Annotated in this window: 21 protein-coding genes; 10 read left to right on the top strand and 11 right to left on the bottom strand. The window is 59.6% G+C overall.

Going from position 1 to position 24,619, the window contains the following annotated elements:
* Positions 1-53: 53 nt before the first annotated feature.
* The 5 genes from ACYZTR_RS06365 to ACYZTR_RS06345 form a co-directional block, all read right to left on the bottom strand.
* Positions 54-554: a CS1 type fimbrial major subunit gene (locus ACYZTR_RS06365; protein ID WP_461977347.1), complete on the bottom strand. Its 501-nt coding sequence runs from the start codon at positions 552-554 to the stop codon at positions 54-56.
* A 195-nt stretch (positions 555-749) separates the two neighbouring features.
* Positions 750-1,493, bottom strand: a complete 744-nt coding sequence (locus tag ACYZTR_RS06360) for a molecular chaperone (RefSeq protein WP_461977345.1) — start codon at positions 1,491-1,493, stop codon at positions 750-752.
* A gap of 43 nt (positions 1,494-1,536) precedes the next feature.
* Positions 1,537-2,748 carry a hypothetical protein gene (locus ACYZTR_RS06355; RefSeq protein WP_461977343.1) on the bottom strand — a complete coding sequence of 404 codons (1,212 nt, stop codon included), beginning with the start codon at positions 2,746-2,748 and terminating at the stop codon, positions 1,537-1,539.
* Positions 2,749-2,750: 2 nt separating this feature from the next.
* A complete protein-coding gene (locus ACYZTR_RS06350) occupies positions 2,751-5,273 on the bottom strand; it encodes a CS1-pili formation C-terminal domain-containing protein (RefSeq protein ID WP_461977341.1) in 2,523 nt (840 codons plus the stop codon).
* Positions 5,274-5,383: 110 nt separating this feature from the next.
* The gene (locus ACYZTR_RS06345; protein WP_461977339.1) at positions 5,384-5,863 is read right to left on the bottom strand and encodes a CS1 type fimbrial major subunit; all 480 of its coding nucleotides are present in this window, start codon (positions 5,861-5,863) and stop codon (positions 5,384-5,386) included.
* A gap of 505 nt (positions 5,864-6,368) precedes the next feature.
* Here ACYZTR_RS06345 and ACYZTR_RS06340 point away from each other — a divergent pair.
* Complete coding sequence (locus ACYZTR_RS06340; protein WP_461977337.1) at positions 6,369-6,944, top strand: PadR family transcriptional regulator; 576 nt, start codon at positions 6,369-6,371, stop codon at positions 6,942-6,944.
* Positions 6,941-7,726, top strand: a complete 786-nt coding sequence (locus ACYZTR_RS06335) for a siderophore-interacting protein (RefSeq protein WP_461977335.1) — start codon at positions 6,941-6,943, stop codon at positions 7,724-7,726. The genes ACYZTR_RS06340 and ACYZTR_RS06335 overlap by 4 nt, the downstream gene beginning before the upstream one ends.
* A gap of 15 nt (positions 7,727-7,741) precedes the next feature.
* Here ACYZTR_RS06335 and ACYZTR_RS06330 read toward each other — a convergent pair whose 3' ends face one another.
* A complete protein-coding gene (locus ACYZTR_RS06330) occupies positions 7,742-8,398 on the bottom strand; it encodes a Pr6Pr family membrane protein (RefSeq protein WP_461977333.1) in 657 nt (218 codons plus the stop codon).
* 2 nt (positions 8,399-8,400) lie between these two features.
* On the bottom strand, positions 8,401-8,631 hold the full coding sequence (locus ACYZTR_RS06325; RefSeq protein ID WP_282375289.1) for a VF530 family protein: 231 nt from the start codon (positions 8,629-8,631) through the stop codon (positions 8,401-8,403).
* Between the two features lie 284 nt (positions 8,632-8,915).
* On the opposite strand from ACYZTR_RS06325, the gene ACYZTR_RS06320 reads away from it, so the two are divergent.
* The 8 genes from ACYZTR_RS06320 (at position 8,916) to cmoB (ending at position 19,573) form a co-directional block, all read left to right on the top strand.
* Positions 8,916-10,298, top strand: coding sequence for a carbohydrate porin (locus ACYZTR_RS06320; protein WP_461977331.1), 1,383 nt, complete (start codon positions 8,916-8,918; stop codon positions 10,296-10,298).
* Between the two features lie 90 nt (positions 10,299-10,388).
* Entirely contained in the window at positions 10,389-12,800 is a 2,412-nt protein-coding gene (locus ACYZTR_RS06315) for a glucose/quinate/shikimate family membrane-bound PQQ-dependent dehydrogenase (RefSeq protein WP_461977329.1), read from the top strand.
* A 552-nt stretch (positions 12,801-13,352) separates the two neighbouring features.
* A complete protein-coding gene (gene lon / locus ACYZTR_RS06310; protein WP_461977327.1) occupies positions 13,353-15,770 on the top strand; it encodes an endopeptidase La in 2,418 nt (805 codons plus the stop codon).
* Between the two features lie 205 nt (positions 15,771-15,975).
* Positions 15,976-16,368, top strand: coding sequence for a protease inhibitor I42 family protein (locus ACYZTR_RS06305; RefSeq protein ID WP_461977325.1), 393 nt, complete (start codon positions 15,976-15,978; stop codon positions 16,366-16,368).
* A 2-nt stretch (positions 16,369-16,370) separates the two neighbouring features.
* On the top strand, positions 16,371-17,012 hold the full coding sequence (locus ACYZTR_RS06300; protein ID WP_461977323.1) for a lysoplasmalogenase: 642 nt from the start codon (positions 16,371-16,373) through the stop codon (positions 17,010-17,012).
* A gap of 153 nt (positions 17,013-17,165) precedes the next feature.
* Positions 17,166-17,678 (top strand): hypothetical protein, encoded by a 513-nt coding sequence (locus tag ACYZTR_RS06295; RefSeq protein WP_461977321.1) that lies wholly within the window; start codon positions 17,166-17,168, stop codon positions 17,676-17,678.
* A 162-nt stretch (positions 17,679-17,840) separates the two neighbouring features.
* On the top strand, positions 17,841-18,620 hold the full coding sequence (gene cmoA / locus ACYZTR_RS06290) for a carboxy-S-adenosyl-L-methionine synthase CmoA (RefSeq protein ID WP_461977319.1): 780 nt from the start codon (positions 17,841-17,843) through the stop codon (positions 18,618-18,620).
* The gene (gene cmoB, locus ACYZTR_RS06285; RefSeq protein ID WP_046049261.1) at positions 18,617-19,573 is read left to right on the top strand and encodes a tRNA 5-methoxyuridine(34)/uridine 5-oxyacetic acid(34) synthase CmoB; all 957 of its coding nucleotides are present in this window, start codon (positions 18,617-18,619) and stop codon (positions 19,571-19,573) included. The genes cmoA and cmoB overlap by 4 nt, the downstream gene beginning before the upstream one ends.
* A gap of 112 nt (positions 19,574-19,685) precedes the next feature.
* On the opposite strand, the gene tadA is transcribed toward cmoB, so the two are convergent.
* The 4 genes from tadA to ptsP all read right to left on the bottom strand — a co-directional run bounded on the left by tadA (position 19,686) and on the right by ptsP (position 24,604).
* A complete protein-coding gene (tadA, locus tag ACYZTR_RS06280; RefSeq protein WP_461977317.1) occupies positions 19,686-20,183 on the bottom strand; it encodes a tRNA adenosine(34) deaminase TadA in 498 nt (165 codons plus the stop codon).
* The gene (locus ACYZTR_RS06275; protein ID WP_461977315.1) at positions 20,183-21,559 is read right to left on the bottom strand and encodes a multicopper oxidase family protein; all 1,377 of its coding nucleotides are present in this window, start codon (positions 21,557-21,559) and stop codon (positions 20,183-20,185) included. The genes tadA and ACYZTR_RS06275 overlap by 1 nt, the downstream gene beginning before the upstream one ends.
* Before the next feature lie 223 nt (positions 21,560-21,782).
* On the bottom strand, positions 21,783-22,073 hold the full coding sequence (locus ACYZTR_RS06270) for a PTS transporter subunit EIIB (protein ID WP_461977313.1): 291 nt from the start codon (positions 22,071-22,073) through the stop codon (positions 21,783-21,785).
* A gap of 2 nt (positions 22,074-22,075) precedes the next feature.
* Complete coding sequence (gene ptsP / locus ACYZTR_RS06265; RefSeq protein ID WP_461977311.1) at positions 22,076-24,604, bottom strand: phosphoenolpyruvate--protein phosphotransferase; 2,529 nt, start codon at positions 24,602-24,604, stop codon at positions 22,076-22,078.
* Positions 24,605-24,619 lie beyond the last annotated feature (15 nt).

Raw genomic sequence — 24,619 nt, 5'->3', positions numbered from 1 at the left:
ACTGCAAACACCCCTGATGCCTGTGCGTCAGGGGTACCCGATGATGCAGACATTCATGTCCCCGGGGTCTTGGCGTTGAATATCAACAGAACGTTGCCACTGTAGTCACCCGGCCGATAACCCATCCACGGTTTTAGCGGAATGATCTCGAGTAAAACACGAACGCCGGTTGCGGCGTCCGCCTGCGACACGACATCCTGCGGAGCAACGTCGGGCCGCAAATCCACGCCGTTGAAGCGGACCCGTAAATTAAGCTCTTCGCCTGGCCTGCCGTTGGACAGATCGGCCCAGTCTTCCAGGCGCGCCTGGATGGCGCTGGATGCATGCCGCACATCAAAATACTTGCGCACGGTGCTCAGGTCCGAGGTGACTGGGTTCCATTCGAGTCGCAGGGGCTGATGTATCCAGCCGGGCTCGGTTGGCACGATGTAAAACGCACGGGTAGGGACTTCCAGAAACAGCTGAAAGGTGTGCTGTTCCCGAGCCGCTTCGGCCAGTGAACTGGTTAGCCCGCTGACCGCCACCAACGCGACGACAGCACATTGCTTGATCATGTTTCGTTACCTGTTGCGTGAATGGAAAGCAGCTTGTTGGTCAGTCCCTGTCAGTAAGGGTGCGAAACTCTGTGGGAGCGAGCTTGCTCGCGATGAGGCCATTACATTCAACATCAATGTTGGATGTCGGTACGCTATCGTCGGATCGCCGCCCGGACCAAGCTCGCTCCCACAGGGACTGCGGTGTTCAGATCCTCAGCGGCTGGCGATTTTCAGAGTTTTTTTGCTGTCGCCTTCAATCAGGAAAAAACGGTATTCGCGGTCTTTTTCCTTGTCGAAACCGAACGTCTTGCCGGCCAGCACATGGTGCTTGGTGGTTGCACCGCAGTCGGTTTCCTCAGTCAATGAGCAGCTTTTGAATTCATCGACGATCACCACTGTGTTGCCGTTGTTGCGCAGGTCATAGCGACTGTCGGTTTCGTTCACGGCGGTCTCGAAGCGGGCGTCCTTGGGCCGCACGAAAAAAATCGTGCCGAACCCGGTCATCAGGTTAACCCCGGCCGACAGGCTCTTTTTGTAGTCGTCGCGCTCTTCCTGGGTCACCACAAAGTCATCTTCCTTCTCAGGTACCACCGGCACAAAGCGCACCCGGAAGTAACGTTCGCGATCCCGCTCGCCCATGTACAACAACCGAGTGCCCTGCATGCCCTGGGCCGGCACGATCAGCCGTGCCGGGCTGGCCATCACGCCGTTGCGCGAGGCGCCATCGGCGGCGGTTTCGACCGGAATTTCCCGGGTTGTGCCGTCGGCGTCATAGACAATTTCCAGCACATTGACCTTGACGAACGCCGTGCTGTCACCGCTGTTGAACACCCGTTTCAGGTAAGTACTTTTGTCCGCATCCAGATAGTCATACACAGTGCCGACATTGATCTGCGGCCCGGCCTGCACAATGCTGCAAAAAAGGCTGAGCGCCCCCAGTAAGAACACACGATTCATCGTCTTCAATCCTGTAAAAAATAAATTGACCAGCGCTGGAAACTTAAACTTCCGAATCCCAGATGATGGTGATGTCGGTGGAAAGCGAGGCACTCGTGCCGGGCTGCAGCAGCCGTTGGATCGCATCGCTGGGGATTTCGAAACGCAGCAACCCACCCTGGCGATTTACATACTGACTCGGCTGAAATGGCCCACTCCAGACATTGTGTCGCAGCGCGAAGCCCCCCACCGGATAGCCGCTGAAGGTAATCCCGGCGGGCAGTGTGAGCAGGGTTCTCACGTCAGTGACATTTCCCCCTCCAAACATCCGGCAGCGGTCGCCACCCGGCGAACTGGCGCACTGCATCATCACCTTGAAACGCGACGAGGCGGAGATGTAGAACATCTGGTCGCGGAAGATGCTGGTGGGCTTGCGACCACCGTCGATCCACTGCTGCCAGCCGCCCGCAGGCTCCAGCGAGACCTTGTCGCCGCCTGGCGGCAGGTCGACTTTCAGGGTGTGCTGGACGTCCAGTACGAAGTCCAGCGTCAGGGCAGCGTCATCCGGGTACATCAAGGACCCGAACATAAAATCCGCTTGAGGGCCGAGGGAGTAGGTCAACGATCCGGTATACAGCCCGGACGACATGCCCAGCGGATAGGGTGTGCGTAGTTCATAGGCGATGTCGACGGTGTTGAAGGAAATTGCCGGAATGTGAAACTGCGTGGTCTTCGTGCACAGTGATTCTTGCGGCGTTTTCCAGAAAAACCGGTACGCGTGAGGAACGAGGAGCCCTACACCGCTGTATTGACAGGGCGCCGGTGCATTAACCCAGCTGTTTTCCTTCCAAAGAGCCTGATGCGCTAAAAGGTTGTCTGATACACCGGTCAAAACGGTGGCAGCGTCACTGAGCACGTACTCGGAGCCCATACCAATGATGCGCACCTCGACGGTTTCCGTTTTCTGGGTTTCCGCGTTGGTGACGGTCAGGCTTCGCCAGTTGGCCGGCGCCCTCAACTGGAGAATTTCTCCCCGGTTCATGGCGCGCTGGGAATTGAACCGAACCGGGATCTGGATGCTGAACATGCCATTCTCGGTGCACTGCGATGGATAGCTCGCGCAATACCCGGAATTCGGCGTTTTGTTGATGAACACATTTTTGCTCGGCTGCGCAGGATCCGGTTGAAACAACGCCCGGATTTCCTGATTTGCCGCCTGTGCCGACGGCATGCTCAGCACAGCTAACAATCCCAGCCAGCCTATGGACTTCTTCATGCTCAACCCGCCTTCTGTTCGGTGGTCGTGACATCGGCCAGGGTGTCCGGCGTGCAGCGTAGATCCCCGATCATCAACACGTTGTTTTCACTGCGGTGACGGCTCGCATCGAGGCGGAACTGGCAGAGCAACTGGTTGCCCTGGCGCACTTCCAGAGTCGGCGAGCCGGCGTTCATTTCCATCGAGAAGAAGCCATCGACTTCCGTCACCCCGCGACTGGCGTGGTTGATCACGTGGTGGCCCTTGAGCGGCTGCCCTTGCGAGTCGACCAGTCGACCGAGCACGGTCAGGGTTTTCATCACGCGGATCTTGCGGTACTCCACGCCGCCCTTGTTCAAGTGGTAACGGGTGCGCGCCGGTTCGATCGTAGCGGCCGGCACGTGGTTGCCTTCAAAGTCGAAACTCACCGAGCTGTTCTGGTAAGCGGTGATCGGGATGAAATTGCGCCCCGGCCGCAATGCCGCGCTGCCGCCGCTGTAATCGTCGGCGCGCAGGGCGATGTCATCGATGTCCGATTCCACGTCGACAATCAGCCCGGCGCCGCGCATTTCATGCTGGCTGGTCAACACCATTTTCTCGCCACCCATGACCAGAGTGCTGTCCACGTTCAGGCCACCGGTGAAGTTGCCGTTGTAAGACGAACGCTGGATAAAGCCGTCGGCGTTGATGGCGTCGGTGCGCAAGTTGGCCAGGCTGGTCATGCCCAAGCCATAGGTGTCGGTGAGCGCTGTCACCGAGACGTTCTGCAGCACGTGATCCTTCAAATCCTTGCGCCAGCCGATAGAGGCGTTGTTGTCGCGGCCGCCGTCGCGGTCGGTGCGCGAGCCGATGCTGCCGGTAATCTGCTCACCCGGCGTGCCCAGCGCGAGGTTGATGCTCAGATCGACGCCGCGATTGCGCGCATCGCCGCTGCTGAAACTGCCCGGCCGATCGAACAACGACAAGCGCCAGTTGGCATCGCTGCCGAACAGCACGGTGCGCTGGTTCCAGCCCAGGTCCAGGCCGACGCCCTCGGTGTTGCCCTCGCTGTGGGAAACCCGGGCATTGATTGAGGCTTTGCTGGTGATCCGATGATTGAGCGCCAGCGATGAGTTGCTGGTCGCGCCGACGAAGACGTTGCGTTGCCGGACTCGGGTGCCATCCGGCAGGGTGTCGTAAATATTGGTGGTGTCGAGCCAGCTGCGGTTGTGGCTGACGACCAGGCTGCCGGCGCCATAGTTGTAGAGGCTTTGCAGATCAAGGCCGGTGCCATGATCCTGCGTCTGGAACACGTTGGCGTACAGACTGATCTGGTTGGCCAGCGTCCAGTCGATGGACGTGCCGAACTGCATTTTTTCGCGGATCTGCCGCGCCGACGCGCCGACAATCACCCGCGGATGCATCAGGTAATTGACCGAAGCCCCCGCCGTCGCACTGCCGCTCGCCTGTTGATCCCAGTTGCTGAGCAGTTTGCTTTCTTCACCGGCAAACAGGTTGTAGCGCCAGCGCTCGTCGAGGTTGCGCCAGTTGTTGGGCTTGTACACCAACTCGCGGGTGGTCGTGGTGATCTGTCCGTCCTCGATCAAGCGCACTTCCACTTCATAGATCCCGCCTGCCAGCGGCCGGGTGTCGAGCGTCTGCAAACCGGCGGGCACTGACTGAGTGTTGATCAGCAGGCCATCGCGATAGATCTCCACCGAGCCTTGGCGATTGGCGGTGACATAGATCGGATAGACACTCGGCATGGGATGGTTGATCGCCAGGCTGTCGGAGCTGCCGTACATGACGCCGACTGCCGTGTCGGGGCTGGTGCCAAACGTGCGCGGTTGGCGGGTCAGCCCTTCGGAATTGGGGGTGAAATAGCCCAGGCGCAGGAAACTGCCTTGCAACTCGCGCTGGGTGTAAAGCTCGTGCACCGCGTGGTAAAGCTTGTCGTCCGGGCCTCCGAGGCGGGCCATTTGCATGTTGAACGCCTGGCTCCAGTTGCCCAGGCTGCCACTGGCCTCAAGGCCGAAGCGTCCGCCCAGATCCTGTTGCTGACCGCCATTGAGATTGAGTTGATTGCGCACCATCAGGCCGCTGCTGCCGCCCAAGGGTTGCTCGAAATAACGCTTGGCCTCCAGGTCGCGCTCAGCGTTTTCGGTGAGGATCGAAACCAGCGAGTTTTCCAGGTTGTAGTGCACGGCCAGCACCTGATCCGGGCAGGAACCGGTGCACGCACCCAACGGCACGCCGGGCTTGAGATAACTGGCCCACTTCTCCCGCTCGGCCGGGCCGTAGCGGTTTTCGCTGGTGTCGGTGAATTCAAGCAGGGTGATTCGATCATCACGGGACAACACCACCATGGCTTCCCCCAGGGGCTGTTGATCGAGTTCGACCCGTACAGCCAGAGGCACATCAAAAAAATGTTCCTCGAAATCTGCTGGTAACCCCTTGGCCTGCGCCAACAGACTTCGCGGTGTCGTACCGGCGGAAACAGGAGCCGCCACTGCGCTGGCACAAAACAACAGCGCAAGCGCAGCCGCGATGGGTGTCATCGGGAACATGAACTCTTACTCTGATTACGAACACGTTGGAGTCCGGCGGACAAGCCGTTCAGGTTGTCCGCCGGGTAACGCTACTTATAAAAGTTAGCGCTTAGTGCCTGATCGTTCGATCAAGGGGTGACAGCGTCGAAGATCATTGCCACGGCACCGGTGTAATCGCCCGGCTGGAAGGTAGTACCCAACGCCTTGATATTGAGTGGTGCGCGGAAATTCACGTCGGATTCGGCCTCACCCACGACCATTTGCGGTGTCGTCGTCAGGACCCTGTTGTTGAACGAGACTTGCAGATCGATCGCGGTGGAACCGGCGATCAGCTTCGGCAGACTCTCCAGGCTGGCGGAAACCGAACCGTTGTTGTTGCGCACGTCGAAGAAGCCGTTGACTTCGCCCATCTTGCCGGTGGTTGGCAGATAGCTCATGTCCTGGTCCTTGTTGACCAGGTCAGGGTCGGTCGGCACAACGTAGAAGCCGTTGGTGGGTACGTGGGCGATGAGGCTGATGGAGTGACGAGCTTCGCCCGCGCCGAAAGCCATGGAGGAGCCCAGTGCCAGAACAGCCAATGGAGCAGCAATAGCGAATTTCTTGAACATCGTTCAGTACCTGTTTTCTAGAAGAGGATCGGTTCATTGAAAGTTCAAACAACACGTCCCGGTGAAGGGTTGTATGGGTGGTGACTTTCAACGCCGGGGCATGATCGACTGTTCGTTCTGGAATGTAAGCAGGCAACTTCCTATGAACACGTAGTTAAAGCGCTCCATGACCGGAAAGAAAAAAGAACAAAAAATTAGAATATAAAACAGGAACTGTAAGTTATGCCCTACATACAGTTTTGACTAAAAAACCATACAGCATTTCCAACTAGCAACCGTGGGGCTTTTAAGTTTTTTAGAATATAAACTCAATTAAAAATAGAGCAATGACTTTAATTTATCGAGCCATCCCCCTTTGAAATGCATTTGCCTGGCATACCCGTAAATCTCCATCGTTCGAAGGTACCCGCCACTCGTCGACTGAAAGACGAGTCCCAAAAAAAAGCCTTGTCTACGCCTTAAGATATATCTTAAGTTGTATCTAAACACGACAGAGATCAGAAAAATGAGAGACCCCCATGCCCCCCACCGCGAGCACGGCGACGGTCGCGACGGCTTCGAGAAACGCCCCGGCCGGGAACGCGGCGGTCGCGGCCCCCGTGTCTTCGCCCCTGGCGATCTGAAATTGCTGCTGCTGGCGCTGATCGCCGAGCAGCCCTGCCACGGCTACGACCTGATTCGCCAGATCGAAGGTATGTTCGACGGCGCCTACAGCCCCAGCCCCGGCGTGATCTACCCGACCCTGACCTTTCTTGAGGAAAGCGAAATGATCCTGGGTGACGCCGAGGGCGGCAAAAAACGCTACAGCATCACCGACGTCGGACGTCTGTCGTTGACCGATCAGGCCATTGCGCTGGACGGCGTGCGAATGCGCATCGAGGTCAGCAAGCGCTCATTGCGCGGCCATGATCGTCCAGCCGAGATCCACGAGGCTGTGCACAACTTGCGTCACGCCTTGCAAATGCATCACGGCCGCTGGAGCCCCGAAGAAATCCGGCGGGTGCGCGACCTGCTCAACAACACCGCCAAAGCCATCGTCGATGGCCCTGCCGTTCAACCCGTTCCGGAGCAAGCCGAATGACTGAAGTGATCGTGCAATCCATTCACCGTGTCATGCATGAAATCAAACGCCGTCGTCTGCAAGTGTTGCGGGTGGTCGACCTGACGCCGCGCATGCGCCGCATCACGCTGGGCGGTCCTGAACTGGCCGGCTTCATCAGCCTCGGAACGGACGACCACGTCAAACTGCTTTTCCCACAAAACGCGGCGGAACAAGCAGCCTTGGAAACCCTGGTACTCGGTGCCGGCAAAGACAACGGGCCGATGCCGGCGATGCGTGACTACACCCCGCGCCGTTACGACCTGAACACGCTGGAACTGGACATCGACTTCGTACTGCACGGCGACGGACCTGCCTCGACGTGGGCAGAGCAGGCCAAACCCGGCCAGTTCCTGCACATCGGCGGGCCACGCGGCTCGATGATCGTGCCGGACATGTTCGACAGCTACTTGCTGATCGGCGACGAAACCGCCCTGCCCGCCATCGCTCGACGGCTGGAAGGCCTTGCCGCGAATCGTCGGGCACTGGTGATTGTCGAAGTGGAAAACGGCACCGAGCAGCAACGTCTGGAAAGCGCCGCGCAGGTCAATGTGATCTGGGTACTGCGCGAGGGTGGCAAGGACAACCTGCTGACCACCGTAAAACAGTTGCGAGTGCCGAGCGGCAATCTGTATGCCTGGGTGGCGACCGAATCCAAAGTGTCGCGGCAGATACGCCGGGTGTTGCTGGATGAGCATGGGCTTAACGAGCAGTTCGTCAAAGCCGTCGGTTATTGGCGGCTGGATGACAGCGACGAGGATTGATTCGTGCTGGCGGCGCTATCGGCGCCGCCCAAGCTGGCGGTCAATACCCATCAATAGCAAGGCAATCACCACAAACCCCACCAATACCCCCCCGGCATTCACGAACACCTGTGGATAACCCAGCTTGTCGACATCAATGAAAGGATAGGGATAAACCGCCAGCAGATGCCCGCGCCATAACGCATACGCGAAGTACACCAGTGGATAGATCACCCACGCAGCGATATGCCGCAGTCGCAACGTGCCTTTCGGCACACAGAACCACCAATACGCCAGGAACAGCAGTGGCATGACGTCATGCATCAGTTCATCGGCCAGCCATTGCCAGCCTTGCGGATGCCATAAATGGCGCAACAACACGTTGTATGCCAGGCCGACCACGGCGATGCTCACGGCAATCCCACTACTCACCCACGACTGCAAGAACCAGCGTCGCGCTGCCGAATCGCGGGACGTCAGTTCACAGGTCAGCACGGTCGCCACCAGCGTATTGGTCAGCACCGTGAAATAGCTGAAGAAGCTGACCAACCCACCGAGCAGACTGGCCGCCAGCGTCCAGCGTGAGTAGAAAATCAGGTACAGCTGAATGGCCAGACCGGCCCAGCCCAGCACCGCTGCCACGGCAACAACACGACGCCTCGCGGCAGAACCTGGCGTCGGTGGGTTGACCATAGTCAGACCGGGCGCTTGGTGCGCATCAACTTCACGTACAAGTGCTCGACCTTCTCCCGTGCCCACGGGGTTTTGCGCAGGAATGTCAGGCTCGACTTGATGCTCGGGTCACTCTTGAAGCAGCGGATGTCGATGCGCTCGGCCAGCCCCGACCATTCGTAGTGTTCAACCAGCGCGTTGAGGATTTGCTCCAGCGTCACGCCGTGCAGTGGGTTGTTGTTCTGTTCGGTCATGCCTGGCCTTTAAGCGTAGAAAGGGTAAAGAAGCCGCGCACCTTAGCCGAGGGCTTCGTTGGTGGAAAGCGATCTGTGTGCTGTCCGTTAAATGTAGGTGAACCCTCAAAGATCGCCTCCCGTCACTGTTACCGAATACGAAAGAATTCATCTCGTTAAAAGCGCTTTCTCTATTTGTAACAGGACATTATCCTTGCGCCCGTCAAGCTGAAACGCTTCCGCTGCCCGCGACATACTGCCGCTTCAGTTCACTTCCCAGAAAAAGACCCAGAATTACTTCCCCTATGCCTTATTTTCAAACTCCACGAGACAGCGCTGTCTGCAGCGCTATTGCTCGTCGAAAAACCCTGAACCTGATCGGCGGATTCACCGCGCTGGGCCTCGCCACTTGCACCCAGGCCGCTCCGGCTTTCGATAGCGAGTCGCCGTGGATGCTCGGCGACTGGAACGGCACGCGCACCGAACTTTCGGAAAAAGGCTACGACTTCAAAGTCGATTACACCGGCGAAATGGGCAGCAATCTGCACGGTGGTTACGACCATGACCGCACCGCTCGCTACAGCGACCAGTTCGGCCTCGGCACCCATCTGGACTTGCAGAAGATTCTGGGCTGGGACGACGCCGAGTTTCAGCTGACCATCACCGAGCGCAACGGCAATAACATCAGCAACGACCGGATCAACGACCCGCGGGTCGGCGGTTTCACCTCGGCTCAGGAAGTCTGGGGCCGTGGTCAGACCTGGCGCCTGACGCAGATGTGGTATCAGCAGAAATTCTTCGATCAGAAACTCGACATCAAGGTCGGTCGTTTCGGCGAGGGCGAAGACTTCAACAGCTTCCCGTGCGACTTCCAGAACCTGGCGTTTTGCGGTTCGCAGGTCGGCAACTGGGTCGGTGGCATCTGGTACAACTGGCCGGTCAGCCAGTGGGCCATGCGGGTCAAATATCACCTGACACCGGAACTGTACGCGCAGGTTGGCGCCTATGAGCAGAACCCGTCGAACCTCGATCGTGACAATGGCTTCAAGCTCAGCGGCAGCGGCACTCAGGGCGCGATCCTGCCAGTGGAATTAGTCTGGTCGCCGAAGCTCAATGGCCTGCCGGGTGAATACCGTGCCGGTTATTACTACAGCAACGCGAAGGCCACTGATGCCTACAAGGACAGCAACGGCCAGCCGGCAGCCCTGAGCGGCGAGGCGTACCGCAGCGCGTCGAGCAAACACGGTGTGTGGCTGGGTGTGCAGCAGCAAATCACCCGCCGCGCCAGCGACAACTCTCGCGGCTTGAGCGTGTTCGCCAATGGCACGATGCACGACAAAAAGACCAACGCCATCGACAACTACGTCCAGGCGGGCGTCGTCTACAAAGGCTTGTTCGATGCCCGCGCCAAAGACGACATTGGGTTTGCCCTTGCCCGGGTCCACGTCAACCCGGCCTATCGCAAGAACGCCGAGGCGACCAACCAGACCCGCACGTTCTTCGACTACGACGACCCGTCCTTCCTGCCACCGCAGGACACCGAATACAGCGCCGAACTCTATTACGGCGTGCACGTCACGAACTGGCTGACCGTGCGCCCGAACCTGCAATACATCCGCCACCCCGGTGGCGTGGACAAGGTCGATGACGCGCTGATTGGCGGGATCAAAGTGCAATCGTCCTTCTAACCCAGCTTCTTAATGAACCCTGCCCGCACAGGATCGTCATCTACAGTGAACTTGCGCGGGACTACTTGAACCGTCACGGAGAACCACACTATGAGCACTGATGGTGCTTTGAGTCGAAGCCGTCTACTGCCGACCTTGCTCGGCATTCTGCTTCTGCTAATGGGCCTGGCCATGCTGGCCGGGGGGATCAAGCTGAGCATGCTCGGCGGCTCGCTGTATTACCTGCTGGCCGGTATCGGCCTGGCGCTGACCGGCGTGTTGATGATCTTCGCACGCCGCGCTGCGCTGGGCCTTTACGCGCTGGTGCTGTTCGCCAGCACCGTTTGGGCCTTGTGGGAAGTCGGCCTCGATTGGTGGCAACTGGTGCCGCGCCTGGCGATGTTGTTCGCGCTGGGCCTCGTCATGCTGCTGCCGTGGTTTCGCCGTCCGCTGCTGATTACCGGCCCTGCGCCGATGGGCACCGGCGCACTGAGCGTGGCCGTGGTGCTGGCCGCCGTTGCTGCGCTGGCCAGCCAATTCACCAATCCCGGTGAAATCAAAGGCCAACTGGACCGCGACAGCGTGCCTGGCATGACCAACACCGCCCCGGCGATGCCCGACGGTGACTGGAACTCCTACGGCCGCAGCGCTCATGGCGATCGTTACTCGCCACTGGCGCAGATCACGCCGCAGAACGTGAACAAACTGGTACCGGCCTGGACCTATCGCACTGGCGATCTGCCCGGGCCGAACGATCCGGGTGAAACCACTGCGGAAAACACCCCGCTGAAAGTCAACGGCATGCTTTACGTCTGCACGCCGCACAGCCAGGTGATCGCGCTGGACCCGGACACCGGCAAGGAAATCTGGCGTTTCGATCCGAAGCTCTCCACGCAAAACGCGGCGAACTTCAAGGGTTGGGCGCACATGACCTGCCGTGGCGTGACGTATCACGATGACGCCGCTTACGCGTCCGAGCAGAGCCCGACAGGCACTGCCAGCCCTGCGCCGGTCAGCAGCGTTTGCCCCCGTCGCATCTTCCTGCCAACGGCCGACACTCGCCTGATCGCCCTCGACGCCGACACCGGCAAGATGTGCGAAGACTTCGGCGATAAAGGCCAGGTCGACCTGCGCGCCAACATCGGTGGTTTCACCGCCGGCGGTTACTACTCCACTTCGCCTCCAGCGGTCACCAAGGACCTGGTGGTGATTGGCGGCCACGTCACCGATAACGTTTCCACCGACGAGCCAAGCGGCGTGATTCGCGCGTTCGACGTGCACACCGGCAAACTGGTGTGGAACTGGGACAGCGGCAACCCGGACGACACCACGCCGATTGCCGAAGGCAAGGTCTACACCCGCAACTCGCCGAACATGTGGTCCATGTTCGCCGTCGACGAAAAACTCGGCATGCTCTACCTGCCGATGGGCAACCAGACCCCGGACCAGTTCGGTGGCGCTCGCACGCCTGAATCGGAGCTGCACGCCGCCGGCCTGACCGCGCTGGACATCGGCACCGGCAAGGTGCGCTGGCACTTCCAGCTCACCCACCACGACCTGTGGGACATGGACGTCGGCGGCCAGCCAACCCTGATGGACCTGAAAACCGCAGACGGCGTGAAGCCAGCGGTACTCGTGTCGACCAAGCAAGGCAGCATCTACGTGCTGGACCGCAGCACCGGCCAGGCGATCGTGCCGATCAACGAAGTGCCAGTACCGCAAGGTGCGGTCGAAGGGGATCGCACCTCGCTGACCCAACCGAAATCCGACCTGAACCTGATGCCGCCGCCGCTGCAAGAGCGCGACATGTGGGGCGTCACCCCATTTGATCAGCTGATCTGCCGGATCGACTTCAAATCCCTGCGCTACGACGGCCCGTTCACGCCGCCATCGCTGCAAGGTTCGATCGTTTATCCAGGCAACTTCGGCGTGTTCGACTGGGGTGGTATCTCGGTTGACCCGGTGCGTCAGATTGCTTTCGTAAACCCGAGCTACATGGCGTTCAAATCGAAAATGATCCCGGCCGCTGAAATCGCCGCCCAAGGCCCACGCAAAAGCGAAACCGAAGGCGTGCAGCCAAACAAAGGCGCGCCGTACGGCGTTGTCCTCGAAGCACTGCTTTCGCCCATGGGCCTGCCCTGCCAGGCGCCAGCATGGGGCTACGTGGCCGCGATCGACCTGACCACCCACAAAACCATCTGGATGCACAAAAACGGCACCGTGCGTGACAGCTCTCCGGTTCCGATCCCGCTGAGCATGGGCGTGCCAAGCCTGGGCGGCACCTTTACCACCGCCGGTGGCGTTGGCTTCCTGAGCGGCACCCTCGACCAGTACCTGCGCGCCTACGACGTGAAAAACGGCAAGCAACTGTGGGAAGGCCGCCTGCCAGCCGGCGCGCAAACGACGCCAATGACCTATACCGGCAAGGACGGCAAGCAATACGTGCTCGTCGTTGCAGGCGGTCACGGTTCGCTGGGCACCAAGCAAGGTGACTATGTGATTGCGTACAAACTGTCCGAGTAAGGTTTAGCGGCGGTTAACGAAAGGGCGACTCCTGTGAGGGAGTCGCCCTTTTTTTTGGTCGCTTGATTTCCCGCTTCTCACCACTCATCAGGCCGAGCGTTAGCTCGCCTGCAGCTCTTGATCTTGATCCACCCGCCCCTTCGGAAGGCTGAGTGGAGGTGTTCATCTGGGGGTGGGCGCGTAGCGCCGTTCGACGAAGTCGAACACATCGAGAGGAGGTCGAAGCGAAGCCGACCGGAGGCGATGCCCCCAGATGAATGCCGGAACGAAGGAACGCCGAGCCTAAGCGAGGGGCCGGACGCTCGGGGCGAGCCTTTTTGGGTACTTTTTTGGCGTTTGAAAAAAGTGCCTCGTCGTAAGGACGAAACCGCCAGTCGCCGTTACCGCAGAAATGGATATGTACACCGAACAAATGAACCTGGTCGGCCCAAAGGCCGCCAAGTCAAAGACACCTGTCAAAACCCTGAACACACACCCAGAAATATCCCAGGCCATTGAAACCACCCCCCACCTGCCCCATCTAAGACCCATACCCCATTGCGCAGGTGCCCCATGAGCGACCAGCAAGAATTCCCCGAAGACCCGAGCGAATACGCCGACCCAGAGAACGCCGAACACCACTCCACCGGCAAAGACCTCGCCCTGCCAGGCCAGAACCTGCCGGACAAGGTCTACATCATCCCGATCCACAACCGCCCGTTCTTCCCGGCCCAAGTGTTGCCGGTCATCGTCAATGAAGAACCGTGGGCTGAAACCCTCGACCTGGTGAGCAAATCCGATCACCACTCCCTGGCCCTGTTCTACATGGACACGCCCCAGGAAGATCCGCGTCATTTCGACACCTCGGTCCTGCCGCTCTACGGCACTCTGGTCAAGGTGCATCACGCCAGTCGCGAAAACGGCAAACTGCAATTCGTCGCTCAAGGCCTGACCCGCGTACGAATCAAAACCTGGCTCAAACACCATCGCCCGCCGTACCTGGTCGAAGTCGAATACCCGCATCAGCCCACCGAGCCGACCGACGAGGTCAAGGCCTACGGCATGGCGCTGATCAACGCGATCAAAGAATTGCTGCCGCTCAATCCCCTGTACAGCGAAGAGCTGAAGAATTACCTCAACCGATTCAGCCCCAACGACCCGTCGCCGCTGACCGACTTTGCTGCGGCCCTGACCTCGGCCACCGGCAACGATCTGCAAGAAGTGCTCGACTGCGTGCCGATGCTCAAGCGTATGGAAAAAGTGCTGCCGATGCTGCGCAAGGAAGTCGAAGTCGCGCGCCTGCAAAAAGAAATTTCCGCCGAAGTTAACCGTAAGATCGGCGAGCATCAACGCGAGTTCTTCCTCAAGGAACAACTCAAAGTCATTCAGCAAGAGCTGGGCCTGACCAAGGACGACCGCAGCGCCGACGTCGAGCAATTCGAGCAGCGCCTGGAAGACAAGGTCCTGCCAGCTCAGGCGCAAAAACGCATCGAAGAGGAAATGAACAAGCTGTCGATCCTCGAGACCGGTTCGCCGGAGTACGCGGTCACCCGCAACTACCTCGACTGGGCGACATCGGTGCCGTGGGGCGTGTTCGGCGAGGACAAACTCGACCTTAAGCACGCACGCAAAGTGTTGGACAAACACCATGCCGGCCTCGACGACATCAAGGACCGCATCCTCGAGTTCCTCGCGGTCGGTGCCTACAAAGGCGAGATCAGCGGCTCCATTGTGCTGTTGGTCGGTCCACCGGGCGTGGGTAAAACCAGTGTCGGCAAATCCATCGCCGAATCCCTCGGCCGGCCGTTCTACCGCTTCAGCCTCGGTGGCATGCGCGACGAAGCCGAGATCAAGGGCCACCGCCGCACCTACATCGGCGCGCAGCCGGGCAAACTCGTGCAAGCGTTGAAAGACGTCGAAGTGATGAACCCGGTGATCATGCTCGATGAGATCGACAAAATGGGCCAGAGCTACCAGGGCGACCCGGCCTCGGCGCTGCTGGAAACCCTCGACCCGGAACAGAACGTCGAATTCCTCGACCACTACCTGGACTTGCGTCTGGACTTGTCAAAAGTGCTGTTCATCTGCACCGCCAACACCTTGGATTCGATTCCCGGCCCTTTGCTGGATCGGATGGAAGTGATTCGCCTGTCGGGTTACATCACCGAAGAAAAAATCGCCATCGCCAAGCGTCACCTGTGGCCCAAGCAACTGGAGAAGGCCGGCGTATCGAAAGGTAGCCTGGCCATCAGCGACACCGCGTTGAAAGCCTTGATCGATGGTTACGCCCGTGAAGCCGGGGTGCGGCAGCTTGAAAAACAGCTGGGCAAACTGGTGCGCAAGGCCGTCGTGAAATTGATCGACGAGCCGAAAGCGGTGATCAAAATCGGCCCGAAAGACCTCGAAGCCTCACTCGGCCATCCGGTATTCCGCAACGAGCAAGTACTGTCCGGCACCGGCGTCATCACGGGGCTGGCCTGGACCAGCATGGGCGGCGCGACCCTGCCGATCGAAGCGACGCGGATTCACACACTCAACCGAGGCTTTAAACTCACCGGGCAATTAGGCGACGTGATGAAAGAGTCGGCGGAAATTGCCTACAGCTACGTCAGTTCCAATCTGAAGTCATTTGGCGGTGATCCGAAGTTCTTCGACGAAGCCTTCGTTCACTTGCACGTACCGGAAGGCGCCACCCCGAAAGACGGCCCGAGCGCTGGCGTGACCATGGCCAGCGCTCTGCTGTCGCTCGCACGCAACCAGGCGCCGAAAAAAGGCGTGGCCATGACCGGTGAACTGACGCTGACCGGGCATGTACTGCCGATTGGTGGCGTGCGTGAAAAGGTGATAGCAGCGCGGCGGCAGAAGATTTTCGAATTGATCTTGCCGGAGCCAAACCGTGGAAGCTTTGAAGAGTTGCCAGATTATCTGAAAGAAGGGATTACCGTGCACTTCGCCAAGCGCTTTGCGGATGTTGCGAAGATTCTGTTCTGAGAGTGATGTAGCGCCCGCACCACCTATATCGCGAGCAAGCTCGCTCCCACAAGGATTGCGATAAACCTGTGGGAGCGAGCTTGCTCCGGGCGGCGATCCGACGATGGCGTCAGCACTAACAACAACGACTCCCCGCTGCTGTCACAATTTGTCTCATCTTCAGTTATGCTCGCCGTTCGTCGTGAATGCCGGAGCCACTGACCTTATGTCCCCCACCCGCCTGTTTGTCCCCCTCGCCCTCTCCTTGCTGGCCGCTTGCGCCACGCAACCGAAACAGAACGTGACCGTGGAAAAACAAAGCGAATGCCCGGTGAAACTGCACAGCGGGCAAAACCTGATCCTGACCCTGCCAAGCAACCCGACCACGGGTTACCGCTGGGCAATCCAGGATTCGGCCGGTGGCGTATTGCGCGCGCTCAGCCCCGAGGTTTACAGCAACCCAGAAGATGCGGGGATCGTCGGCAGCGCCGGCATCTCGACCTGGCGCTTTCAGTCCTTCACCGCTGGCACGGGCCGTTTGCGCCTGACCTATTCACAGCCATGGGCACCGGAAGAACCGGCGGTGGAAACCTTCGACTGCGCCATCTCAGTTAACTGATCGTGGGCTGGCTGATTCTGGCGCTGATGGGCGCGGTGACCTTTCTCTACGGCGTGAGCGTGCACGCCACGCTGCTCTGCCTGCTGGTCAAACCGCTGCCTATATTGGCGCTGCTCGGTTGGTTGCACGACGCACCGCCCAGCGAGTATCGACGCTGGATCAGCCTAGGACTGATTTTCTCCCTGCTCGGCGATGTGTTGCTGGCGTGGCCGGGGGATTTGTTTGTATTTGGCCTTGGGGCGTTTTTGGTCGCCCACTTGGCGTATCTGAAAGCCTACTTGAGCGATTGCCGGCGGCTGGCGTTGTTGCCGCTGATCATCGCTTTGGGCGTCGGCGCGGCATTGCTGGGGATCTTGATTTCCAATGGGTTGGGTCAGTTGCTGATCCCGGTCATCGTCTACGGCCTGGCCATCAGCGCCATGCTTTGGCGGGCGCTGGCTCGCTTGGGCACCGATGTACCTAAACGTTCGGCGCTGTTGGCAGCGGCGGGCGCGGTGGCGTTTGTGTTTTCCGACAGCGTGATTGGCATTAATCGGTTTGTGGCGCCGTTTCATGCCGCCCCTTACGTGATCATCCTCAGCTATTGGCTGGGGCAATGGGGGATTGCGGCTTCGGCGTTCTCGAAAAAGATGCCAACCGATTAAAATCTGATCATTTGTCACAAACATAAAAACATATAAACAATAGCTAAACAGTATAAAAACCTGTCAGGTCTGACAGTAGCCACGCCTATTCCTGCGAACTTATTATTTGAATGGTTCTACGCAACCATCTATCTCACGCAAGGAAAGAAATTTATGAACATTTTTAATAAACGTTCTGCTTCGGGTCTGCTTGAAGTAAACGATGGCCTTGAGCCGTTCATCACCGCCAGCGCTGAAGTTAATGCTACTGTTTCTGGTCGTGTGTCTTTTCATAGCCAAAACACTCAGTTCGAAGCCGACCCTGACAGCACGTTGATCGCCCTTATCATTCGCGCTAACGCCGAAGACCTCTCAAAAACATCTAAAAAAGGCTTTCACCTAGTATTCGATAAAAATATTAAATCCGGCACGTATCCAGTTACAGATTCAAACTTCCCCTTTACCACAGCAGAGTACTTTGAAACGGGAACCATCCCAGGCTTTACCACATCTTTCTCTTATAAAGCCAAGAGCGGGTCCTTCAGCGTAGAGACAATCGAAAGCAGCGAAAGCAAGCTGCACTATGAAATCAGCTTTAATTTTAAAGGTGCGACCGATAGCGAAGAGCTAAAGATCGAGGGTAAAGCTACATTTATCGTGTTGATGCGATCATTAACAACACTTTAAATCAATGAATGGCCAAGCCCCGATTTTAGGGTTTAGCCATTCAGTCACTATTACGTTTCCTCACTACACGCTGTCCCTGACTTCCTCTGGAGAGAAGCACTCGCGTTGCCTCCCTCACGCTTTATCAGACAACCCGCGCATCCCCGCGCCACTTTGGCTAAAATGCCGACCTTTTCAACCGAAGCCGCTGGAACCGCCGTGAGCAAAGATCCCGATCGCCTTTTCGCCCAGCCTCTGGCCCAGGTGCCTGACTTCGCCTTTAACGAGGATGTGGTGCGGGTGTTCCCGGACATGATCAAGCGCTCGGTGCCGGGTTATCCGACCATCGTTGAAAATCTTGGCGTGCTCGCCGCGCAATTCGCCCAGCCCAACAGCGTGCTCTACGACCTGGGCTCGTCGCTCGGCGCCGTGACTCAAGCCTTGCGCCGACACGTGCGCACCGACGGCTGCCGGGTGATCGCTGTGGATAACTCGGCGGCGATGGTCGAGCGTTGCCGCGAATACCTCAACGGTCAGGACTCGATGTTCCAGGAGTTGCTGCCGGTGGAAGTGATCGAAGGCGACATCCTCGCCCTGCAATTCCAGCCAGCCTCGGTGGTCGCGCTGAACTTCACCCTGCAATTCATCGCCCCGGAGCAGCGCACCGCGTTGCTCTCGCGTATCCGCCAGTCGCTGTTGCCCGGTGGCGCGCTGATCCTGTCGGAGAAGCTGCGCTTCAACGACCTCGAAGAACACGCGCTGCTCACCGACCTGCACGTCGCGTTCAAGCGCGCCAACGGCTACAGCGAACTGGAAATCGCCCAGAAGCGCAGCGCCATCGAAAACGTCATGAAGCCCGACAGCCTCGAAGAACACCGCGAGCGCCTGCTGGCCGCCGGGTTCTCGAAAGTCGTGCCGTGGTTCCAGTGTCTTAACTTTGCCTCGTTGATTGCCTTGCCATGATTGATCTGTCCCCCCTCGCCCGCCGTCTGGCCGGCACGCCGCTGGCCGATTGGGCCAACACCCTGCAAGCGCAACTCGACAAGAAAATGGAAAAGGGTCATGGCGACCTTGAGCGCTGGCAGAGTGCGCTGGACGCCTTGCCGAAGATTCAGCCCAGCGAAGTCGATTTGCTTAACGGCCTGACGCTGGACACCGATTGCGATGATGAAACCCGCGCGCAAATGCGTACCGCGTTGATGGGCCTGTCGCCGTGGCGCAAAGGGCCGTTCGATTTGTTTGGCGTGCATGTCGACACCGAATGGCGTTCGGACTGGAAGTGGTCGCGGGTCGCACCGCATCTTGATCTGAAGGGCAAACGCATCCTCGATGTCGGCTGCGGCAATGGCTACTACATGTGGCGCATGCTCGGTGCCGGGGCCGACAGCGTGATTGGCGTTGACCCGAACTGGCTGTTCTTCTGTCAGTTCCAGGCGGTACAGCGTTATCTGTCCGAACCCAATGCCTGGCACCTGCCGTTCCCGTTCGAAGACCTGCCGCCGAACATGGAAGGCTTCGACACGGTGTTTTCCATGGGTGTGTTCTATCACCGCCGCTCGCCGATCGAGCATTTGCTGGCGCTGAAGGATTGCCTGGTCAAGGGCGGTGAATTGGTGCTGGAGACGCTGGTGATTGAAGGCGATCAGCAGCAAGTGCTGGTGCCGGAAGACCGTTATGCGCAGATGCGTAACGTGTGGTTCCTGCCGTCGGTGCCGGCGCTGGAACTGTGGCTGCGCCGCGCCGGGTTCACGGATGTTCGCTGTGTGGACGTGAGCGTGACCACGGTCGAGGAACAGCGCGGGACGGAATGGATGAAGTATCAGTCGCTGAGCGATTTCCTTGATCCAGAAGATCACAGCAAGACGGTTGAAGGACTGCCGGCGCCGATGCGCGCCGTCATCGTCGCCCGTAAGTAAATTCAAAACCCTGTGGGAGCGAGCTTGCTCGCGATAGCGGACTAGCATTCAACATCATCGCTGACTGAAAGGACGCCATCGCGAGCAAGCTCGCTCCCACAGGGGTCGGTATTTATTCTGCTGGTTTGGCTCTACGGGCCTTGAAGAACTCGCTCAACACCGCCCCACATTCTTCCGCCAACACCCCACCTTCATAGAGCACCCGGTGATTCAAAAAGCTCTGGGTAAAAAACTGCCCCTGACTCTGCACAATCCCGGCCTTTGGCTCCAGCGCCCCATACACCACCCGCGCAATCCGCGAATGTACGATCAGCCCGGCGCACATGCTGCACGGTTCAAGCGTCACGTAGAGCGTGCTGCCGGGCAGACGATAGTTGCTGGCCGCCAACGCGGCAGCTCGGATGGCAACCATCTCGGCGTGAGCACTCGGGTCATTGCCGCTGATCGGGCAATTAAAACCCCGGCCGATGATTTCACCGTCCTGCACCAGCACCGCACCCACCGGCACTTCACCCAGCGCCGCGCCTTGAGCGGCGAGCGCCAACGCTTCGCGCATGAAGTCGCGATCGCGGCTGCGGTCGATGATTGCGGCGGGACGTATCTGACGCATCACGCCACCTCAATGGCGGCCATCAGGCCGGTTTCCATGTGGTCGATCACATGGCAGTGAAACATCCAGATCCCCGGGTTATCCGCCACCAGCGCCACTTGCGCGCGTTCGTTCTTGCCCAACAGGTAAGTGTCGGTGAAGTACGGAATGACCTTGTGCCGGTTCGAGGCGATGACTTTGAAACTCATGCCGTGCAGGTGAATCGGGTGCTGGTATTGAGTCATGTTCTTCAACTCGAAAATGTAGCTCTTGCCCTTCTCGAGCTTGGCAATCGGGCGGTCGGCGCAGGTCTTGTCCGTGATGTCCCAGGCCTTGCCGTTGATCTGCCACAGGCTCGGTGGCTTGCCGTTGTCGACGTTCACCGACACCGAGCCTACCCATTCGAAATTGAAGTTGAGTTTCTCGGCATTGGCCAGGTCCGGCTCTGCCACCGGATTGGCGGGCAGCGCGGGCGGCCACTGGGTCGGTGCATCGGTGTTCGCCACCGAGCGCAATGTGCCCAACCGAACCGGGCCGTTGCGCAGGGACAGCTCTTCTCCGGCCGGCGGAGCCTTGATCGCCAGACAAATGCGCATGCCCGGGCCGAGCCAGTACTGCTTGCCGAGCGGTCGTGGCTCAATGGGATTGCCATCCAGCGCGTAGATTTGCGCTTCGACGCCGGGGATGTTCAGGCGGTAAGTCAGCGTATTGTCTAGGTTGAGCAAACGTACGCGGGTGATCTGCCCGGCGGGCAAATCGATCACCGCTTGCGAAACCCCGTTGATCGTCGACAGGCGCCCCGCCGTGCCGCCACGGGCCGCTTCACGCGCAATGCTGAACGCGACGAACGCGCCTTCTTCATCGACGTGCCAGCTCTTGAGGCTCAAGGTTTTCTCATAGTTAAACCCGGTGGGCTCGCGCTCTTCGACAATCAGCGGACCGACCAGACCGCGACCGAGTTCTTCGCTGCTGTTGACGTGCGGGTGATACCAATAGCTTCCAGCGTCGGGCACGCGAAACTTGTAGTCGAAATATTCGCCCGGCAATACCGGAAGCTGCGACACGTAAGGCACGCCGTCCATTTCCAGCGGCAAGCGGATGCCGTGCCAGTGAATGGTGGTGGCGACCGGCAGGTGATTAATAAAACGCACCCGCAGCCATTCACCCTGGCGCACGCGCAACTCAGTGCCCGGCGCCGAGGGGCCGAACGCCCAGGCCTCGGTCTTGTGCCCGGCCACCAATTCAACGTCCAGTGGTGCGGCGATCAGCTCATAGTCGTGGCCCGCATCGGCGTCGGCCATCTTGCCCAGCCAGTACCGCGACGCGCCCCCCGCTCCGACACCAACGACAACAAGACCGGCCAGGCCACCGAGGATTTGGCGACGGGTAAAGGACATGAACTCAACTACCTCACGTATCAGCGACAGGCGCGGGGCCTGTAAAAGGCGAATACGATACACCTGCGGTTGAGAAACAGTAAGGGCAGCGCGGCGGATGGCCGCAGCAGAGGTGATCGTTCCCACGCTCCGCGTGGGAATGCCGCCCGGGACGCTCCGCGTCCCTTCGCTGGCGTGACGCAGAGCGTCACAGGATGCATTCCCACGCAGAGCGTGGGAACGATCAGTGCTGCAGGCCGGTAATCAAGTGGACCACGCCACCCTCCAGCGGCATCACACCCGGCACACCGGCCACATTCAAAGCCTGCCGATCCATCCGCCCCACATCCCGCAATTCCACCCGCACCCGTGTCAGCGCCACGGGCTGCTGCGACTTAAGGTTATCCACACCGCCCAGCGCGGATACAACATCCGGGGCCAGGCCAGAAACAGGCTGAACAACCACCTTCGGCTCATCCGCTACCAGATCCGGGGTCAACGCTTTCCAGAACGCCCGCTGCATTTTCTCGAACATGCTCAGTTCTCCAGTACCCGTGAAGTATCGACCGTCGCCTCGTGATACAGCCGCAACGCCTCGCGCACTTGCTGGGCGCTTTCCAGGCCCAGCACTTGCTGGGCGATGGCCTGGCAATCCAGCAGATCCACTTCGCGAACCGCCGCTTTGATCGCCGGAATCAGCGGCACACTCACCGACAGTTCATCCACGCCAAGCCCCAGCAGCAACGGTACCGCCAACGTCTCGGACGCCATGGCGCCGCACACACCGACCCATTTGCCATGGGCGTGGGCAGCCTTCACAGTGCTGGCAATCAATCGCAGCACCGACGGATGAAAGCTGTCGGCCTGACTGGCCAGGCGCGGATGATCGCGGTCCATGGCCAGCGTGTATTGGGTCAGGTCGTTGGTGCCGATCGAGAAGAAATCCACTTCGGGCGCAAACAGGTCGGCCATCAATGCCGCCGCCGGCACTTCGATCATGATCCCCAGTTTCGGCAGCTCAGTGAGGCCCAATGCCAGCGCCTCTTCCTCAAGCAGCTGCCGGGCCAGTCGCAACTCCGACAGCTGCGTGACCATGGGCAGCATGATGTGCAGACGGGCCAGACCGGCGCTGCTCAGGATCGCCTTGAACTGATCGCGCAACAACTGCGGGCGCTCCAGACACAAACGAATCCCGCGCATGCCCAGGAATGGATTGGTTTCGCTGTCCATCGGCACGTAGGCCAGGGGTTTGTCGCCGCCGACATCCAGTGTGCGCACCACCAGATTACGCGCCGGCCCGAGCGCCCTGGCGATGGCGCTGTAGGTTGAGGTTTGCTCGTCATGGCTCGGCGCATAATTGCGATCCAGATAAAGAAACTCCGAACGCAATAATCCGACGCCCGCACCTCCCAGTGCCATGGCCTGCTCCGCTTCAGCCAGCGAGGCGATGTTGGCCGTCACTTCAACGTGGTGTCCATCGCGGGTACACGCCGCCAGCGCAGCGTGCGCCAGCTCATGTTGATGGCGCTTCTGCTGACGCTGACTGTTGGCTTGCAGCTGCTCGATTGCCGCCACATCCGGGTCCAGGTGCAGCTCGCCCTTGTCGGCGTCGAGCAGCACCTGGGTGCCGTTGGCCAGCGCCAGCACCTGAACGGGCAGCCCGCAGATCGCCGGCAAACCGAACGCACGCGCGAGGATCGCGACGTGGCTGGTCGCGCCGCCACCGACCGTGGCGAAACCCAGCACCTTGCGCGTATCGAGCCCGGCGGTCTGTGACGGCGTCAGTTGTTCGGCGATCAGGATCGCCCCTTCAGGCAGCTCCATCGCCTGATCCTGTACGCCGAGGATCAGCTTGAGCACCCGCTGGCCGACATCGGCCAGATCCGCCGCCCGCTCCGCCAGCAAGGCATTGCCCAAGCTTCTGAACAAGGTTGCCGTCGACTCAGTTGCTGCGCGCCAGGCGAACCCGGCACTTTTGCCTTCGATGATCAGCGCCTCGGTTTGATCCAACAGACTCGGGTCTTCAAGCAGTTCCTGGTGGGCCTTGAAAATTTCTGCCTGGGCATCCCCGGTGGCGTTGTCGCGCAGCTGCTGCAAGGCCAGCACCGCTTCGGCCAAGGCCCGAGACAGATGTTTTCGCTCAACTTGCGAGCCGACGCCGAACTCGCTCACTTCCAGCGTCTGCTCGGCAATCTGCATAACCTGGCCAAACGCCGAACCCGCCGAGGCACAGACTCCGCGCAAAACGCTCAGCGATGACGCTTCAATCATCTCAACCTTTTCCATCACGGTGCCCGTCTCGCCACACCCGACGGTCAGCAATTGGGCCAGTGCCTTGATCGCCGCTTCAGCGTCCGGGCCGGCCGCGCTGACTTGCACAACGTCACCGTGAGCCGTCTGTAACGCCATGATTGCCACCAAGGATTTCGCGTTAGCACTCGCCTGCTGTTTATGCAGGTAAATGCTCGCCGAAAAACCTTTCGCCGCCTGGGCGAACACCGCTGCCGGACGGGCGTGCAAGCCGTTCGGGTTGGCCAGTGTCACCGGTTCGGAAAACAGTGCTTCGCCCTCTTCCGGCACCGGCTCATCCTTTGTCTGCTCGAGGGGATTCAAACTCAGTAGCGGCTGAGCACTTTCTACCAAACCCGTCTCCGGCGTCAGCCAAGTGAACGGCTCACCGCTGACCACCAGCATCAACGTCAGCAGGCTGCGGGCATTCAATGCGACAAAATCGGCATCGAACTCGATCAGGGCCTGCCCCGCCTCAACCCGCTGGCCTTCCTCCACCAACCGGGTGAAGCCCTGGCCGGCCAGGTTCACGGTGTCGAGGCCGATGTGCATCAACACCTGAACGCCGTGGTCGTCGGTGATGCTGACGGCATGCCCACTGGCCTGCACATTGCTGACAACCCCGGCCAGCGGTGCGCACAGGGTTTGCGTGGTCGGATCGATGCACAGACCGTCGCCGATCACGCGACTGGAGAACACCGGGTCCGGCACCTGATCCAGCGGCACCAGGACGCCGGACAAAGGAGCCAGCAGTTGCAATTGTTGAGATGTGGCCATGACGTCACCTGCTGT

Source organism: Pseudomonas sp. Hz4 (assembly GCF_054898165.1).
Note: the sequence above shows the minus strand (reverse complement) of the source record. Positions and strands in the feature narration are given on the sequence as shown.